18 protein-coding genes, 1 tRNA gene and 1 pseudogene are annotated in these 15,637 nt (G+C 70.1%); 12 read left to right on the top strand and 8 right to left on the bottom strand.

The genetic code is table 11. The features are described from left to right. Positions 1 to 26 precede the first annotated feature (26 nt). Both ACIP94_RS02955 and ACIP94_RS02950 read left to right on the top strand, forming a co-directional pair. On the top strand, positions 27 to 1,322 hold the full coding sequence (locus tag ACIP94_RS02955; protein ID WP_402418608.1) for a hypothetical protein: 1,296 nt from the start codon (positions 27 to 29) through the stop codon (positions 1,320 to 1,322). 176 nt (positions 1,323 to 1,498) lie between these two features. Further along, positions 1,499 to 2,620: an amidase domain-containing protein gene (locus tag ACIP94_RS02950; RefSeq protein WP_402420337.1), complete on the top strand. Its 1,122-nt coding sequence runs from the start codon at positions 1,499 to 1,501 to the stop codon at positions 2,618 to 2,620. A 69-nt stretch (positions 2,621 to 2,689) separates the two neighbouring features. Here ACIP94_RS02950 and ACIP94_RS02945 read toward each other — a convergent pair whose 3' ends face one another. Both ACIP94_RS02945 and ACIP94_RS02940 read right to left on the bottom strand, forming a co-directional pair. Beyond that, on the bottom strand, positions 2,690 to 4,054 hold the full coding sequence (locus tag ACIP94_RS02945; protein ID WP_402418606.1) for a hypothetical protein: 1,365 nt from the start codon (positions 4,052 to 4,054) through the stop codon (positions 2,690 to 2,692). Positions 4,055 to 4,490: 436 nt separating this feature from the next. Beyond that, the gene (locus ACIP94_RS02940) at positions 4,491 to 5,276 is read right to left on the bottom strand and encodes a DUF4097 family beta strand repeat-containing protein (protein ID WP_402418604.1); all 786 of its coding nucleotides are present in this window, start codon (positions 5,274 to 5,276) and stop codon (positions 4,491 to 4,493) included. Positions 5,277 to 5,450: 174 nt separating this feature from the next. Between ACIP94_RS02940 and ACIP94_RS02935 the strand changes: the two genes are divergently transcribed. After that, positions 5,451 to 5,525: transfer RNA gene (locus ACIP94_RS02935), tRNA-Val, on the top strand. Positions 5,526 to 5,617: 92 nt separating this feature from the next. On the opposite strand, the gene ACIP94_RS02930 is transcribed toward ACIP94_RS02935, so the two are convergent. Next, on the bottom strand, positions 5,618 to 5,932 hold the full coding sequence (locus ACIP94_RS02930) for a tyrosine-type recombinase/integrase (RefSeq protein WP_402418601.1): 315 nt from the start codon (positions 5,930 to 5,932) through the stop codon (positions 5,618 to 5,620). A gap of 92 nt (positions 5,933 to 6,024) precedes the next feature. On the opposite strand from ACIP94_RS02930, the gene ACIP94_RS02925 reads away from it, so the two are divergent. Together ACIP94_RS02925 and ACIP94_RS02920 are read left to right on the top strand one after the other, a co-directional pair. Further along, on the top strand, positions 6,025 to 6,510 hold the full coding sequence (locus tag ACIP94_RS02925; RefSeq protein WP_402418598.1) for an NUDIX domain-containing protein: 486 nt from the start codon (positions 6,025 to 6,027) through the stop codon (positions 6,508 to 6,510). A gap of 14 nt (positions 6,511 to 6,524) precedes the next feature. Beyond that, positions 6,525 to 6,734: an e9imm peptide gene (locus tag ACIP94_RS02920; protein WP_402418595.1), complete on the top strand. Its 210-nt coding sequence runs from the start codon at positions 6,525 to 6,527 to the stop codon at positions 6,732 to 6,734. Positions 6,735 to 7,333: 599 nt separating this feature from the next. Here ACIP94_RS02920 and ACIP94_RS02915 read toward each other — a convergent pair. Next, positions 7,334 to 7,555: pseudogene (locus ACIP94_RS02915) on the bottom strand (site-specific integrase); the annotation flags it as partial. 254 nt (positions 7,556 to 7,809) lie between these two features. On the opposite strand from ACIP94_RS02915, the gene ACIP94_RS02910 reads away from it, so the two are divergent. Both ACIP94_RS02910 and ACIP94_RS02905 read left to right on the top strand, forming a co-directional pair. Beyond that, positions 7,810 to 8,019 carry a hypothetical protein gene (locus tag ACIP94_RS02910; protein ID WP_402418592.1) on the top strand — a complete coding sequence of 70 codons (210 nt, stop codon included), beginning with the start codon at positions 7,810 to 7,812 and terminating at the stop codon, positions 8,017 to 8,019. Positions 8,020 to 8,440: 421 nt separating this feature from the next. After that, positions 8,441 to 8,665, top strand: a complete 225-nt coding sequence (locus ACIP94_RS02905) for a cold shock domain-containing protein (RefSeq protein ID WP_402418589.1) — start codon at positions 8,441 to 8,443, stop codon at positions 8,663 to 8,665. Between the two features lie 127 nt (positions 8,666 to 8,792). Here ACIP94_RS02905 and ACIP94_RS02900 read toward each other — a convergent pair whose 3' ends face one another. After that, positions 8,793 to 9,179, bottom strand: coding sequence for a VOC family protein (locus tag ACIP94_RS02900; protein ID WP_402418587.1), 387 nt, complete (start codon positions 9,177 to 9,179; stop codon positions 8,793 to 8,795). 470 nt (positions 9,180 to 9,649) lie between these two features. On the opposite strand from ACIP94_RS02900, the gene ACIP94_RS02895 reads away from it, so the two are divergent. Next, positions 9,650 to 10,642, top strand: coding sequence for a DUF5937 family protein (locus ACIP94_RS02895; RefSeq protein ID WP_402418584.1), 993 nt, complete (start codon positions 9,650 to 9,652; stop codon positions 10,640 to 10,642). A gap of 140 nt (positions 10,643 to 10,782) precedes the next feature. On the opposite strand, the gene ACIP94_RS02890 is transcribed toward ACIP94_RS02895, so the two are convergent. Further along, on the bottom strand, positions 10,783 to 11,136 hold the full coding sequence (locus tag ACIP94_RS02890) for a hypothetical protein (RefSeq protein WP_402418581.1): 354 nt from the start codon (positions 11,134 to 11,136) through the stop codon (positions 10,783 to 10,785). A gap of 185 nt (positions 11,137 to 11,321) precedes the next feature. Between ACIP94_RS02890 and ACIP94_RS02885 the strand changes: the two genes are divergently transcribed. From ACIP94_RS02885 to ACIP94_RS02870, 4 genes are all read left to right on the top strand, one after another. After that, positions 11,322 to 11,771, top strand: coding sequence for a MarR family winged helix-turn-helix transcriptional regulator (locus ACIP94_RS02885; protein ID WP_402418579.1), 450 nt, complete (start codon positions 11,322 to 11,324; stop codon positions 11,769 to 11,771). Further along, on the top strand, positions 11,768 to 13,171 hold the full coding sequence (locus ACIP94_RS02880) for an MFS transporter (protein ID WP_402418576.1): 1,404 nt from the start codon (positions 11,768 to 11,770) through the stop codon (positions 13,169 to 13,171). The genes ACIP94_RS02885 and ACIP94_RS02880 overlap by 4 nt, the downstream gene beginning before the upstream one ends. A 3-nt stretch (positions 13,172 to 13,174) precedes the next feature. Then, positions 13,175 to 13,762 carry a hydrolase gene (locus ACIP94_RS02875; RefSeq protein ID WP_402418573.1) on the top strand — a complete coding sequence of 196 codons (588 nt, stop codon included), beginning with the start codon at positions 13,175 to 13,177 and terminating at the stop codon, positions 13,760 to 13,762. 91 nt (positions 13,763 to 13,853) lie between these two features. After that, positions 13,854 to 14,102 (top strand): DUF2277 domain-containing protein, encoded by a 249-nt coding sequence (locus tag ACIP94_RS02870; RefSeq protein WP_402418570.1) that lies wholly within the window; start codon positions 13,854 to 13,856, stop codon positions 14,100 to 14,102. Positions 14,103 to 14,184: 82 nt separating this feature from the next. Here ACIP94_RS02870 and ACIP94_RS02865 read toward each other — a convergent pair whose 3' ends face one another. Together ACIP94_RS02865 and ACIP94_RS02860 are read right to left on the bottom strand one after the other, a co-directional pair. Further along, entirely contained in the window at positions 14,185 to 14,784 is a 600-nt protein-coding gene (locus ACIP94_RS02865; protein ID WP_402418567.1) for a DedA family protein, read from the bottom strand. A 335-nt stretch (positions 14,785 to 15,119) separates the two neighbouring features. Next, on the bottom strand, positions 15,120 to 15,572 hold the full coding sequence (locus ACIP94_RS02860; RefSeq protein WP_402418565.1) for a DoxX family protein: 453 nt from the start codon (positions 15,570 to 15,572) through the stop codon (positions 15,120 to 15,122). Between the last annotated feature and the right edge of the window lie 65 nt (positions 15,573 to 15,637).

The raw sequence follows: 15,637 nt of genomic DNA, 5'->3' as shown, positions 1-15,637 counted from the left end.
CCCCCTCCTCGCAGAACGAGCCGCCCATGACCACGAGAAACGCTCGTCGCCGCCGAGCACGTCCGTCCCGCTTCTCCCGTATCAACGGCCGGATCAACGGTCGTGTGACCCTGGCGGTGCTCCTCGCCGTCGCCTCCGTCACGATCACCTTCCTCGCGGTGTCCCGGCCGGACAGCACCGCCGCGACCGCCTCCGCCGGTTCCGGCAAGGACGTGGGCAAGGGCGGCGCCAAGGCCACCGCGGAGCCCAAGTGGGACGGCAAGACGAAGATCCTCGGGGACGGCTCCACCTCGTACACCGGCCCGCAGAAGGGCGAGTTGAAGCCGGTGCCGCTCAAGCCCGGTGAGAAACCGCCCCAGTTCGTCGTCTTCTCCTGGGACGGCGCCCTGGAGGGCGACGACCATCTCTTCTCCCACTACCGCGAGATGGCGAAGCAGTACAACGCCCATATGACGTTCTTCCTCACGGGCATCTACCTGCTGCCCAAGGACAAGAAGCACCTCTACCACCCGCCGCAGCACCCGGTGGGCGCCGCAGCGATCGACTACGCCACCAACGAGCACATCCGCACCACGCTGGCGCAGCTCCGCGAGGCGTACGACGAGGGCAACGAGATCGGTACCCACTTCAACGGCCACTTCTGCGGCGCCAAGGGTGGCGGCGACTGGAGCGTCGAGGAGTGGAAGAGCGAGATCGACCAGTTCTACTCGTTCGTCGAGAACTGGAAGACCAACACCGGCTACAAGGACATCCCGGCCCTGCCCTTCGACTTCAAGAAGGAGGTCACCGGCGGGCGCGCGCCCTGCCTGGAGGGCCAGCCGAACCTGCTGAAGGCCATCAGGAGCTACGGCTGGCGCTACGACGCCAGCTCCCCGGGCGACTTCCAGATATGGCCTGCGAAGAAGAACGGCATCTGGGACTTCCCGCTCCAGTTGCTCCCGTACACGGACAAGGTCCAGGCGCTGTCGATGGACTTCAACTTCCTCTACAACCAGTCCAACGGCGAGGTCCACGGCGACCCCACGAAGTACGCCCAGTGGGAGCAGATGGCCGTCAACTCGTATATGAACGGATTCAACCGCGTGTACTTCGGCAGCCGCGCGCCGCTGTTCATCGGCAACCACTTCGAGGACTGGAACGGCGGCATCTATATGAAGGCCGTCGACCAGGTTGTGAAGAACGTGTGCACGAAGAAGGGTGTCAAGTGCGTGTCCTTCAAGGAGCTGGCCGACTGGCTCGACGTGCAGAGGCCCGAGACCCTTCAGCGGCTGCGCGCCCTGGACCCGGCGCAGTCGCCGGACTGGTCGACGGTGGTCAAGTGACCCCTGTAATACCTTGGTTCCACTTGTGCATCCCCTCTTCACAACCGCCGCATGCACCGTGCGAAGATGCCGTCCACCGGTAGGTGTACCGGCGTAGAGGGGAAACACCATTGAAATCAAGAAGATTGAGCCGTAAGCGGAGCCGGACCACGATAGTCACCGCGGCCGCCGCCTCGGTGGTCGCAGGAGTGGCCCTGCTGCCCAACTGGAGCGCGGGCGCGGCGGTGACCGACGATCCGACGGTGGACCCGGCGACCAAGGCCACCTTCCAGCGGCTGGCCGACGCGGTCTTCACCGACCGCACCAACGCTCTGGTGGACGCCAAGAGCGGGCAGGAGGAGGGGCGCCGGCAGCTGACCTCCGGCTTCTCCGGCAAGGTGCGCCTGTCCGGCACCCAGTCGCACGAGCAGGACTCCGCGCTGTCCGAGCTGCGCGGCCGCAAGTCCCGCCTCGCGAAGCTGGGCGAGAAGTACAGCGCGGGCACCACCAGCGTCAAGCTGGACGCGACGCAGGTGAAGGGCCGCCGCGCCACGGTCGACGTCACCGAGACCACGACCCTGACGTACGCGAAGACCAAGGGCACCGAGCCGAAGACCACTGGTTTCCAGGCCCACCACGAGCTGACCTTCAAAGCCGACCGCCACGGCGACTGGCAGCTGACCGGTATTCGTGACACCGACGACGGCTACCTCGCGGTGAACCAGGTGGCCAAGCCGGCCGTCGCGGCGCCGCAGACCGCCGCCGACGCCGGTCCGCCCGAGGCGCCCCGCTCGGCCACCTCGTGGCCCGCGCCCGCCAAGCCGAAGAACTTCTCCGGCACCGGCTACGACTACAAGGCCATGGCGGCGTACGCGCAGAAGTACTGGAACCACTACAACCCCGACTACCCGAACTTCAACGGGGAAGCCGACGGCGGCGACTGCACCAACTTCGTCAGCCAGTCCCTGAAGGCCGGCGGCTGGAAGCACGTCCCCGGCGACGGGACGGACTTCCACAAGTGGTTCGGCAACTCCGAGATCCAGTCGGACTCGTTCGTCGGCGTCAACGAGTTCTCCTGGTTCGCCCTGTCCTCCAAGCGGGTCACCAGCCTCGCCAACGTCTACCAGCTGGACGTCGGTGACGTGCTGCAGATGGACTTCAACAAGGACGGGTCGAAGGACCACTCCATGATCGTCACCTACCGCAGCCCCCAGGGCGTGCCGTACGTGACGTATCACTCCACCAACACCTACAACAGGTCGGTGGCGAGCATCATCGCGTCGTACCCGAACGCGGCGTACTACGCCTACCGCACCTGACCGGTGCCTCCCGGAGCGGGGGCCGGCCCCGAGCGGTGACGGCCCCCCGCTCCCTTCGGGGGGACGGCCTCAGTGACCGGCCCCCCGCTCCTCCCGGATCTGCGTGACCACCCGGGCCACGGTCTGCCGCACCGCCTCGGTCTCCGTCAGGAAGTGCCAGTAGTCGGGGTGACGGCCCTCCAGTGTGGCGACCGCGCGGTCCAGCCGGGCCACGGAGTCGTCCAGCGGGCGGGCGTGACGCGGGTCGGGCGTCGTCCGGCCCGCCATGGCCAGCCGCTGAGCGTCCCGGACCGCGAACCGGGTCCGCTCGATCTCCTGCTGCGGATCCTTCTGCACCGCGTTCAGCCTCGCCAGACGGTCCCCGGCGGCGGACACGGCCTCGTCCGTCGTGTTCAGCAGCGCCCGTACGGTCGACAGCAGCGACGCCGCGTCCGCCCAGCGCTGGGCGTCCCGCGCCGCCTGTGCCTCGTTCAGCTTCTGCTCCGCCTGCCGCACGGCCCCGGCGGCCTGCTCCGGCACCTGCTGGAGGTCCTGCCAGCAGGCGGCCGTGAACCGCCGCCGCAGCTCGCTCAGCACGGGCTCCACCTGCCCGGCGCGCGTGGTGAGCGCCTGCGCCCGGGTGCGCAGGGACACCAGTCGATGATCGATCTCGGCGGCCCGCTCCGGCAGCCGCGCCGCCTCCACCCGTACGGTCTCGGCTTCCCGTGTGACCCGTTCGGCGCGCTCCAGGGTCTGCGCCACGCCATGCTGTCCCGCGCCCTGGTTGAGCTTGGTCAGCTCCGGGGCGAGGGCGGCCAGCCGGGCCGCGAGGTCGTCGGCCCTGAGCCCGGCGGCCCGGGTGCCGTCCAGGGCGTTGCCGGCGGCGATCAGCGCCTGGCGGGCGCGCTCCACGGCCGGCGCGATCCGGGCCAGCTGGGTCTCGGCCTTGCCGAGCAGCGGCCCGAGGCTCTCGCCGAAACGATCCAGCTCCTGCTTGACCCGGCCGAGTTGGTCCTTGGCCGCGACAAGATCGGCCCGGGCGCGGGAGGCCGCGGAGGCTTCGAGATCGACCCGGTCGAGATCGTGCGCGTCAACGGCCTCGATGTACCGGTGGCTGACCTCGTCGATGCGCCGTCCGAGGGCCTCGAAGTCGGCGATGATGCGGCGGGCGGCGGGGGAGTCGTCGACGGCGGTGATGGTCTCGATGGAGATCCTCAGATCCCGCTGGGCGGTGTCGAGCTCGTAGAACGCGGCCGCCGCGGCGTCCTTGGCGGCCTGCGCCTCGGCCCGCAGCCCCTCGGCCCGTCCCCCGAACCACCGCCGCGTCCCGCCCCCGGCGAACGCCGCGGGAAGCACCAGCGCGGCCACGAGGGGAAGGGCGAGAAGAGCGAGGGCGTCACGAACGGCGGTGGCAGCGCCGACAGGGCCGCCGGCACGGACCGCGGACGCGACCACCGGACGCGTGGCCCGGCCCCGGACCGGCCGGGACGTGACAGCACAACCGGCGGCCGGCTTCGCGCCCGACGACGGGGTGGGCGACGGCACCGCGCCCGACGACGGGGTGGGCGACGGCGAGGTACGTGACGACAAGGTGCCCGACGGCGAGATGCGGGACGACGGGGTGGGCGACGGCACCGCGCCCGACGACGGGGTGGGCGACGGCAAGGTGCTGGGGTCACCGGTGGTGGAACGGTCAGCCCCGCATGGCGCAAAAGGCGTGCACGGCTGTGGTGGTGTGGCCCGTGGTGGTGTGGCCGTCACATCCCTCTCCCGTGCTGTCATCCGCCCTGCCGGTGTCATTCTCCCACCGGTTGAGGACGAACACACGGGCCGGTCGGTTCACGGTACGTCCGAATCCTTGCCCTTTCCCTCCTCGCTGCTCCCCGCCGGGCTACTCCGCCTCCCGCACGCTGACGGACCCGTCCGACGTCCGTGCCTCGATCACATGCGAGCTGGCCGGATCTCGCGGTAGCGACACGTGGACCGAGCCGTCCCGGGAGCCCGTGGTCACGCGGTACCTGTCGGGCGGCAGCGTGATGGTCACCGAGCCGTCCTGGCTGCTGGACCGCACCAGGTCGGGCACAGCGCTCAGTTCCAGGCGGACCGAGCCGTCCCTCGTCGTGGCGTCCACACGTCGCGAGTCCACGCCCGTCGCGCGGATCGACCCGTCGCCGCTCCGCAGCGTCAGCGGCCCGGAGGAGTCGGTCACCCGCACCGAACCGTCGCGCGTCCGGATGCTCAGCGCCTCCCGGAAGCCCTGTGCCCGCACACTGCCGTCGTCCTCCTCGACATGGACGGCGACCCCGCGCGGCACCTGTATCAGGTGTCTGGCGGAGCAGTCCGCGAGCAGGCCGGAGCACTTCAGCCGCAGCACGAGCCGGTCGTCCCGCATGGCCCAGGTCACCCGAGGGTCCCCACCGGCCACGACCGTGCCCCGGAACCACCGCGTGACCTCGACCTTGTCCACGTCGGCCGGAACGATCTCCAGCGTCGAGTCGTCGGAATCCACGGTGAGCGTCCGACCTCGGAGCGCGAAGGAACGGTGGTCCGGGTGCGGGTCGTACCCGGCGTCGTCCCCGCACGCGCCCACCGTCGTGACGAGCGCCGCCACGACACCGGCGAGGACGACCGCCCGAGCACACCGCGTACGTCCCCTGTGCATCACCGTACGAGCCATGGCACTGTCCCCCTGAGAGCCGAAAACCGAATGCCCTACGACCGTACGCACCCGCGGTCGCCGGGAGGATGCGGCGGACCACCGGATCGTTACTGGGGCTAGCCCCCCGGTCGCCCCCCGGAATACGGGTTTGCGGGGTATCCCCCAGGGCAAGGTAGGCTGTCGACTCGTCCTGGGCGCGTAGCTCAGCGGTAGAGCGCCGCCCTTACAAGGCGGATGTCGGCGGTTCGAAACCGTCCGCGCCCACCAGTCTCAGGACCCATTGAAGGCCCAGGTCAGCGGGGGAGATCCCGGCGACCTGGGCCTTGATCTTTCCCGGCCGTTCGCAGCCGTCGTGCCACTTACGTGCCAGATAGGCCGTGAGGGGGCTGCTTCTCCCTCCTGATCCGACCGTCGACGTAGTCGGCGATCTGGTGGTCGCGGCCGTTCACGAGGTGCTGATAGATCAGCGCTGCTCGCACGGACGAGTGGCCCATGCGATGCATCAGCTCCCGGGTGGCCGCGCCACCGGTCGCGGCCAGGGTGTTGCCGGTGTGCCGCAGATCATGGAAGCGGACGCCATCGAGGCCGGTCGCTGCGAGGGCACGGAGCCAGATCCGCCGGAAGTTGTTCCGCCGCAGGACACCACCCCGGGTGGCACGTGAGCCCGTCCTCACCTGGGTCCGGAACCAGCGAGGCCGGCCGAGCCGCAATCTGGCGGATCTGGCGAAGAGGCTGCATGTCGTCTGAGCTGGGTACTCTCGGCTGCATGGCGCCGGATGCACACGGAGCGAAGATGGCGCACCCGCGTATGGCAGCGGGTGCGCTCTTCTTTGATGCCGCCGGGCGGGTCCTCATGGTGGAGTCCTCCTACAAGGACTACTGGGAGATCCCCGGCGGGTACGTCGAGACCGGCGAGTCCCCGTTGCATGCCGCCATTCGTGAGGTCCGGGAGGAGCTGGGGATCACACCGCCCGTCGGGCGCCTGCTCGCGGTCGACTGGGCCCCCAACGAGACCGAGAGCGACAAGGTGCTCTACCTGTTCGACGGCGGCCAGCTCAGCCAGGACGACCTGGCAGCGATCACCTTGCAGCCCGAGGAGCTGAAGAGCTTCGCGTTCGTCTCTTCGGAGCAGATCGCCGAGCGCACGATCCCGCGACTGGCCCGACGCATCCTCGCAGCTGCCGAAGCCCGAAACGAAGCAGCACCGGTCTACCTCGAACACGGGCAGAAGCCCGGCAGCGAGGCGGCATGACGACACCGCGGAACATGAGCCGGGAGGAAGGCATCGTCCTCGTTCAGCGGCTCATGGATGCCGACTACGCCGACGAGGCAGAAGCCGCCCAGATCATCGCAGCACTCAAACGCGGACTCAGCTGCCCACACATCAGTGACTACGTCTTCTGGGACTTCGATCCGCAACTGACGGCCCAGAAGGTTGTGGACCGAGCACTGGCCTACGAGCCGTTCGCTCTGTGATCACTCGCTCTGTGATCAAAGGTCTAGCTTCAGATGAGGCTTGACGGATCTGTGTCAGTTGATGCTTTCCGGTTCCTAGTGGGGCGGTCGGCTCCGCGACTTTAGCCAGCCACTTTGGCGCGAGCCGAACTCCTAATGCGGTGGTCACGCGCCGTCGGCGACGGCAGTGATGGCAACGCTGAGGGCAACGACGGTGGACGCCAACGCTGAGGGCAACGACGGTGGACGCCAACGCTGAGGGCAACGACGGTGGACGCCAACGGCACTCAGTAGCCCGGCACGGCGCTAGAGGCAGGTTGGCTGACCGCCACACCAACATGTGCCCGCGTCTTCCAAGCGCCTGGGCTCCCAATGCATGCCACAGTCGTGCCAGACAGAGCGGTCAACCACGGTCAACAGCGGCTCACATCAGTCGAGATGCGCCGGTGGCCTGCGAGCTCTTCAGAGCCGGAGTGACCTGCGCGCCAGGGTCGGTCCATGCCCCCGCCCTCACAAAGCGGATGTCGGCGGTTCGAAACCGTGCGCGCCCACCAGGACAAAGACCCCCAGTCGATCACGGCTGGGGGTCTTTGACATCCGGATCCGACATCTGCGCCGGTCTACTCGCGCTGGAGACGCCTCGTGAGCAGCCGGTCCATGTGGCTGACGGCCTCGCGCTGCGTGTCCTGGACGACGTGGGGTTACACATTCGTCGTGACAGCGATCTGGCTGTGCCCCAGGATCTCTCCATCACGACGCGGGGCGCCACGCCGGCCGCGGTGAGCAGGGTCGCGCAGCCGTGCCGGGCGCAGTCGGATGACCCGTAGGTCCGCGCTCTTGGCGCCGTCTCCACCGACGCTGTGAACACAAAGCCGACCGCTTTCTGGCTTTCGCCAGCATCGCCTGCACTCTCATCTGCCACCGCCGTTCGAACACGTGAACGCACACCTGGTTCACCGTCGGTTGCAGCAAGATGGTGCAGGTGAGCAGATCATCCGAGCAGGTATAGAACGCAGCTCCTCTCTGGCGCGAACACCGCCACGCCCCCTTCCCGGCCTGCCTGCGAGGTGCCGAGTTCGGGGGCACGGACATGGTCATGCTCGATGCGGACACCGCTGGCTGCGTTCTTACGTGGCTGAACAACGGTGGCACCCTCGACCCAGAACGCAGCCGCATCCTGCAAAGCTGCGTCGAGGACCTGGACCGGGTCATCCCTGAGATCACCGATCCCGCAGGAATCCAGTACTACCAGCGCTTGCGCCGGCTTGCCCTACTCGTCACAACGGGCCTCAGCGACGCCACATGAGATGTCCTCTAGAGTGCCGCTCGAGGCAGGGGCGAGATGACAGACAAGCACAGTCGGTGGAATCACCCGCACTGGCACCTAGCTGTCGTGATACCGCTTCTGAGCTTCCTGATCACCGATGACGACACAATCACGCGATGCTTCCTGGCTTCAGGGCTCACGCTGGCGGCTGTCCGCTACGGGCGTGAGTCGGCAAGGTGGGCCCGTGTCAAGACTGCCCCCGATCCTGACACCGGGTGAACAAGGCCGTGGGCGACCTTGATCGGCCGTCGCCGACTGCAACAAGGCCGTGCCCGTGCTCAAGGGCGAGAACCTGGAGGGTCGCTGAGGTTCTCTCAGCCGAGGCTGCCGTGCCGCTCCATGGCATGGTCGACGTCGTGGCCGGATTCGACGGCGCAGACAGGCCCGTAGGCTTTCGCCCATGGTGACTGCGACAGTTCGCGAATGGCGCGACGAGGAGGGGTGGGGCGTGCTCGACTCGCCCGAGACTCCCGGCGGCTGCTGGGGGCACTACTCCCACATCCAGATGAGCGGGTTCCACACACTGTCGTCCGGGCAGCAGGTAGACCTCATATGGGAAGCCCCCGGCTTCAAACAGGACGGATACGACTACCGTGCGGTGAGCATCGTGCCCCGGCCTGCCTGACTCCTGGGACGACGCACGGCGCGGTCCCCCACACCCTCGGGCCCGTGCATGCGGAGTCGTGGTCCGAGCACTGCCCTGGGCGCGGGGTCACCCGAGGGCCTCCGGCCCCTGGCACCGCTTCGGCGTCTCAGTCCTCTCCGCTGCCGTACGGCCTGGTGAGTATCTCCAGGTTGTGTCCGTTCGGGTCGTCGAAGTATGCCCCGCGGCCGCCGTCCCTGTGGTTGATCTCGCCGGGGCGGTGGTGATGTGGGTCCGCCCAGTACGTCAGGCCCGCCTCGTGGACCCGGCCGAAGATCGCGTCGAAGTCGTCCTCGGAGACGAGGAACGCATAGTGCTGTGGGGCGATCGCATCGTCCGTGTCCATGTAGTCCAGCGTCACGCCGTTCGGCATCTGCACCGGGACGAACGGACCGTACTCGGGTGCCACCTCCAAACCCAGCAGATCCGCGAGGAACTGTGCGGACGCCGTCTTGTCGTGCGCGGCGACGATGGTGTGGTTGAGTTCGACTGCCATCGGTCGGCCTCCTTCCCCCTGGGCGCCAGAACCACTTTCCACGCTAGCAACCGCCCGGGCCGGCGCCATCCGTCTGTGGTCCCGTCCTGCTCCGACCTGCGACCGAGACCGGAAACCAGTCGACGAGCCGGTCGCAGCGGGAGGTGCCGGGGTCCTTCGGCTGCGCCGACTGCCCTGTGCCCCCGTGGATTCGGCATGATCAGCCGCCGGTGCGCGGAAAGGCCGCCGGGGTCGCCGAGACAGGCGCCGGCCTGCATCGGTCCCCCGGGCAGACAGACCGTGGCGGGGCCGTCCCCGAGCACGTGGCAGCCCGGTTTCGTTCCGTCGTACGCGCTGAGGAATTCCCTGCCGGGCAGCCTGGGGACGGCGAGGGACGGTGGCCTACCGTTCAGCTACGGCTACACGATGGGCGGCTCCGCCACGGCTACTTGACGGGCCCTCAGCCATGGCTACACGAAGGGGCGTCCTGGGTGGCGGTCGAGATCAGATTCACCGCGGCGTCGGTCGCGAGGGTGCGGTTCGCCGTGTCACCGCTGGGCGAGACGGTGCTGGCGCTGCGGGTTCTGCTGGGCACGGGCGGGCACGCCGCGCACCGGCCGTGGGTGCGCAGGGCACGGCCGTTGCTGGCGGGCGAGCGCGAACTGCCGGTGCTGCGGGCGCTGCTCGCCGGGCCGCTGCCGTCGTTCCTGTTCCCGGTGCCGCAGGAGCGGCTGCCGTCGATGGCGACGGAGCTGGACCTGCTGCGCGCCACGGAAGAGACGTTCTTCCGACGGGAGTACGGCGCGGTTCTGGGCGTACCGGGTGAGGAGGTCCCCGCTCCGGCGGCGGTGCTGCCACGGCTCGCCGGGGCACTCCACCGCTGCCACGAACTGCTGGTCGCCCCGTACTGGGCCCGGATGCGCGCGATACTGGAGGCCGATGTCGGCAGGCGCGCGCTCACCCTGGTGGACGGCGGCGTTCAGGCGCTGTTCTCCGAGCTGCACCGCGACATCGCCTGGGACGACGGTCAGTTGGTGGTGCACGGCCGGCGCACCCCGCACTCGGCCGGCCGGCACACCCCGCACTCGGTCCGCACGGTGGACTCCGGTGGGCATGGCCTGGTCCTGCTGCCCAGCGTCTTCAACTGGCCCCATGTGGGCGTCGACGAGTCCCCGGTCACGACCGCGTCGATCCGCTATCCGGCGGTCGGCATCGGTCTGCTCTGGGAGGACCGGCCCCCGTCGCCGCCGACCGCTCTCGCCCCCGTACTGGGCTACACGAGAACGGCACTGCTCACGGCCCTGGCCGAACCCCTGACGACGGCGGCTCTGGCCGTCCGCCTCGGCATCACCCCGAGCGCGGTCTCGCAACACCTGGGGACACTGCGCGGGGCGGGTCTGGTGTCGACCCAACGCAGGGGCCGCACGGCGCTCCATCTGCGCACGGAACGGGCCGACCACCTGCTGGGAACCTCGGCCTCGTAGGACGGTTGGATCGCCGGGTCGTGGCTTCACCCGGTGCGTCGCGGTTATCCGCGTCGCGCGGGGCGGAGGCGGCAGGGCGGGCGCCAGGCAACCCGCCGGTCGCAGGGTGCCTCGATTCGGCTACGGCTTCCTCGTGCCGTTCATCCGGGCTCGGAGCTGGAGTCGGGGTCGGCCTCGTGGGCGTGCTTCAGGCGCATGCGTGCGTCCACCGTGTTCTCGGCGGCCACCTCTGACCAGAAGCGGTGGCAGGAGACGAAGACCGCGAGTTCCCGCTCCCGTTGGCGTAGCTTTTCCACCTCTGCCTGTTCGTCGGCGGTCCAGCCCGGGGAGGCGGGGCGCTCCACCTTGCGCCAGCCGTTGTCGTCGCTGAACGCGTCCAGCGGTTCCACCGACCAGGGGAGTCGTTTCAGCAGGGCCAGGAGCTCTGCCCGGACCTGGTGCAGCTCCTCCTGGCCGGCAAGGAGGTCACTCGGAAAGTCATAGCTCGCAGCCACGGCTCAATGCTACGCCTGTTCGATTTTGCGATGCGAGCCGCTTCCCTCTCTTCACTCGAACGGAGGTCTGCCCCGTTGATTACGGGTGACGGCCCCACGTGATTGCGGGTGACGGCCCCACTTCAGCAGGTGAAACTGCTCAGGTGAAACTGGACAGGCTTACCTGAAGTATTTATGGTGGCGGCATGGACCAGAACCCCGAAGGCGTCTCCGAGTCCGCCGCTCGCGCAGCCCGTGACCTGCGGGTGGTGTTCAGCCGGCTGCGGCGCCGTATCCGCGAGGTCGCCGGGGACGAGGACCTGACGCCGTCCCAGGTGTCCGCGCTCACCCTGGTCGGCAAGGGCGGCGCCGCCACCGCCAGCACGCTGGCGTCCGCCGAGGGTGTGCGTCCCCAGTCGATGGCCGCCACCCTCGCCGTCCTCGAACAGCACGGCCTCATCCGGCGCAGCCCCGACCCCGCCGACGGCCGCCGCCAGCTCATCACCCTCACCGACGCCGGGCACGAGCGCGTCGAGGGCGACCGGCAGGCGCGACAGGAGTGGCTGACCCGCGCCCTGGAGGACCGCTACACGGAGGACGAGCGGCGCACCGTCCTCGAGGCGCTTTCCCTGCTGGAACGGCTCACGCGCCCGTGACGTCCCACCTCGACCGCGCGGCCGCCCGGAACCGGCGGCCCGCCCCGCCCGGCTTCGACCGCCGGCTGATCGCCCCGATGATCCTGGGTTCCATACTGAACCCGATCAACTCGTCGATGATCGCCGTGGCGCTCGTCCCGATCGGCGTGGCCTTCGGGGCGCCCCCCGCCGAGACCGCCTGGCTGGTGTCGGCCCTCTACCTCGCCACCGCCGTGGGACAGCCCGTGATCGGGCGGCTCGTCGACATGTACGGGCCGCGCCGGCTGTATCTGACCGGTACGGCACTGGTGGGCGCCGCCGGGCTGATGGGCGCCCTCGCGCCCTCCCTCGGTGTCCTGATCGCCGCCCGGGTGCTGCTCGGCCTCGGGACCTCGGCCGCGTACCCGGCGTCGATGCAGCTGACCCGGAACGAGGCCGAACGCACCGGCCGGGACAGCCCGGCCGGGGTGCTCACCGCGCTCTCCGTCGCCAACCAGACCGTCGCCGTCGTGGGCCCCGCGCTCGGCGGTTTCCTGATCGGCGTGGGCGGCTGGCGCACGATCTTCACGGTCAATGTGCCGCTGTCCGCGGCCTGTCTGGTCCTCGGCGCGCTGTGGTTGCCCAGGGCGGGGGCCCGCGATCGGGCGCGGCGCCCCGTCGACCTCCCCGGCATGGCGCTCTTCGCCGCCACGCTCCTGTCCCTCATGGTCTTCCTGATGAGCCCGCGGCTCGCCCACTGGTGGCTGCCGGCGACCGCCGCCGTCGCCGCCGCCGGGTTCGCCCTGCGGGAGGTGCGGACCGAGGACCCCTTCGTCGATCTACGGGTGCTCGGCGGCAATGTCCCGCTGCTCGCCACGTATCTGCGCCAGTTCCTCGGCTTCACCACCGCGTACGGGTTCATGTACGGCTTCACCCAGTGGCTGGAGCAGGGCCGCGGGCTGCACGCGGCCGGCGCCGGTCTGGTGCTGCTGCCGCTGTCGCTGAGCGCGCTCACCGTCTCCTGGATGACGGGGCGCCGCGAGGCGGTCCGCACCAAGCTGCTGGTGGGTGGCGTCGTGCAGGTCGCGGCCTGTGCCGGGCTGCTCCTGCTGAACTCCGGCAGCGCGGTGTGGCTGCTGCTCGCCGTCGGCGCCGTCATGGGCGTACCGCAGGGCCTGATAGGGCTCGCGAACCAGAACGCCCTCTATCGGCAGGCCGCTCCCGAGCGGATCGCCTCCGCCGCCGGGCTGCTGCGCACCTTCATGTACCTCGGCGCGCTGGGCGCCTCCGCCGCCGACGCGGCGTTCTTCGCCCACGGCGCCGGTACGGCCGGGCTGCACGAACTGGCCCTGTTCATGGCGGCGGGATCCGCAGTGCTCCTGCTGGTCAGTCTGCTCGACCGTTCCCTGTCCACCCTCACCCCCACGTCCCGAAAGGCCTGAGCCATGGCTCTCACCACGCTCGAACCGCGCACCGCGCTGGTCGTGATCGACCTCCAGAACGGCATCGCGGGTATGCCCACGCAGCCCCACAGTGGCCCCGAGGTGGTGGCCCGCACCGCCGAACTGGCGGACGCCTTCCGGGCCCGGGACCTCCCGGTCGTCCTGGTCCGGGTCTCCTTCGCCCCCGACGGGTCCGATGCCGTGCCGGGCCGCACCGAGCAGCAGCGCGGCGCCCACTCCTTTCCCGAGGGCTGGGACGTCATCGTCGACGAACTGTCCGGCCATCCGGGCGACATTCACATCACCAAGCGCAACTGGGGCGCCTTCCACGGCACCGGCCTCGACGTCCAGCTACGCCGGCGCGGGGTCACGCAGATCGTGCTGACCGGCATCGCCACCAGCATCGGCGTCGAGTCCACGGCGCGGGCCGCCTACGAGCACGGCTACCACGTCACGCTCGTCACCGACGCGATGTCCGACGCCGACCCCGAGGCCCACCGGGGCAGTGTCGAGCGGATCTTCCCGCGCCTCGGTGAGACGGGCACGACGGCCGAGGTCCTGGAACTGCTGGCCAAGACCCACGCGGTCTGATCAACGACGGGCGGGCGTGGCGCGCGTGAGCGTGCGCCCGTACCCCGGCGTTCGGCGGACGGTGGACGGCGGACCGCGCGACACTGGACCCATGTGCCGCAGCATCAAGACGCTCCGTCCGCCCGCCATCCCCGACGATGCCACGGAGGAGGAGATCCGCGCCGCCGCGCTCCAGTTCGTGCGCAAGGTCTCCGGCTTCCGCGCGCCCGCCGCCCACAACCGTGAGGTGTTCGACCAGGCCGTGGACGCGGTCGCCGCGGCCACCGCGGAGCTGCTGGCCGGACTGGAGGTACGGGGCCACAGCCGCGAGGCCGCGCCCGCCGCGCCGCACGGCGTGTGAGACGTTCCGGCAGGCGACCGGTCGCGGGACCCCCTCCTCGTGTACGGTCCCGTTGCTCTGCCAGTCCCGCGTGACCGGGCTGCTAGTCCCGCGTGACCGGGCGGCGCATCAGGCAGGTCGCGGCCACGCCCGCCGCGAACAGGGCCGCCACCGAGACGCCCGTCGCCAGCCAGCTCGCACCCAGCCACTGGCCGCCGAAGTAGCCGAGCGCCACGCTGTACGCGGCCCAGGCGATGCCCGCCAGCGCCGACCAGGGCACGAAGTCGCGAGCCCGGCGGTGGGCGGCGCCCGCGCCGAGGGAGACGACCGACCGGCCCGCGGGCGCGAACCGGGCGAGGATCACCAGCGCGCCGCCACCGTGGGCGAGGGCGTCGCCCAGCCGTTCCTGTGCGCTGGACAGCCGACGGGAGCGGGCGACCGCACGGTGCAGGCGGGCGCCGCCGCACCAGGCCAGGCGGTAGGCCGCCAGGTCGCCGAGGACCGAGGCGGCCGCCGCGCAGACCATGAGCCAGAGGACGTCCGGTACGCGCGCCACCGCCGAACCCGCGGCCGCGGCGGTCGCCGCCGCGATGACGAGGACGCCGCTCGGCAGCACGGGCAGGAAGACGTCCAGCAGGACCGACGCGGCCACCACCGGGTAGATCCAGGGGCTGCCGGCCAGCGACCCCACACTCTCCAACACCCGGAACTCCCCGTCCGACTCCCCAGAGGCAACTGCGTGCCGCGATGTCGCGGGGGAGCGGCAGGAGCGGCCTTTCGACAGCCGTACAGCGTACGCGGCGGCTGTGACAGCAGTGACGGCGGGGGCCACTGTGGCGTGCACGCGGTCTTTCACATACGCCGCCTTCACGTACGCCGCCTTCACGTACGCCGCCTTCACGTACGCCGTCCGTCACCTACGCGTCACCTACGCCGTCCGTCACGTATGGCGCCCTCCGCGCGCGGTGACCGCCCCACACGGACGGCGCCCGCTCCCGCCGGACCGGGAGCGGGCGCCGCAGGTGCGTGCGGTGCGGGTCAGACCGCGATGGGCTGGGAGGTCTGCTCCTCTTCGGCCAGCACCGTACGGGAGGCGACGAGACGGTCGAGGCCGAAGGCGCCGGAGCCGGTGAACACCAGCAGCAGGAAGGCCCAGCAGTAGAGCGCCGACGGTTCGCCGCCGTTCTGTATCGGCCACAGCGCCGCCGGCTGGTGGACGTCGAAGTACGCGTACGCCATGGAGCCGGACGCCACGAGGGCGGCACCACGGGTGCCGAGGCCGAGCAGTACCAGGACGCCGGCCACCAGCTGGATCACCGCGGCGTACCAGAACGGCCAGGTGCCAATCGGCACGGTCCCGCCGTTGGTACCCATGGCTCCGCCGAGGATGCCGAAGACGGAGGCCGCGCCGTGGCAGGCGAAGAGCAGGCCGATCACGATCCTGAAGATTCCGATCGCATATGGCTGCGATCTATTGAGATGAGCGGTCATGTGGGGGGCTCCTTCGGTTTGGTTTCGGTCCGCGAACGGAATGGTCTTTGGGGGACGGGAACCGA

This window comes from Streptomyces sp. NPDC093261 (genome assembly GCF_044753645.1).
Taxonomy (GTDB): domain Bacteria; phylum Actinomycetota; class Actinomycetes; order Streptomycetales; family Streptomycetaceae; genus Streptomyces.
This window is presented reverse-complemented; position numbering and strand designations above follow the sequence as displayed.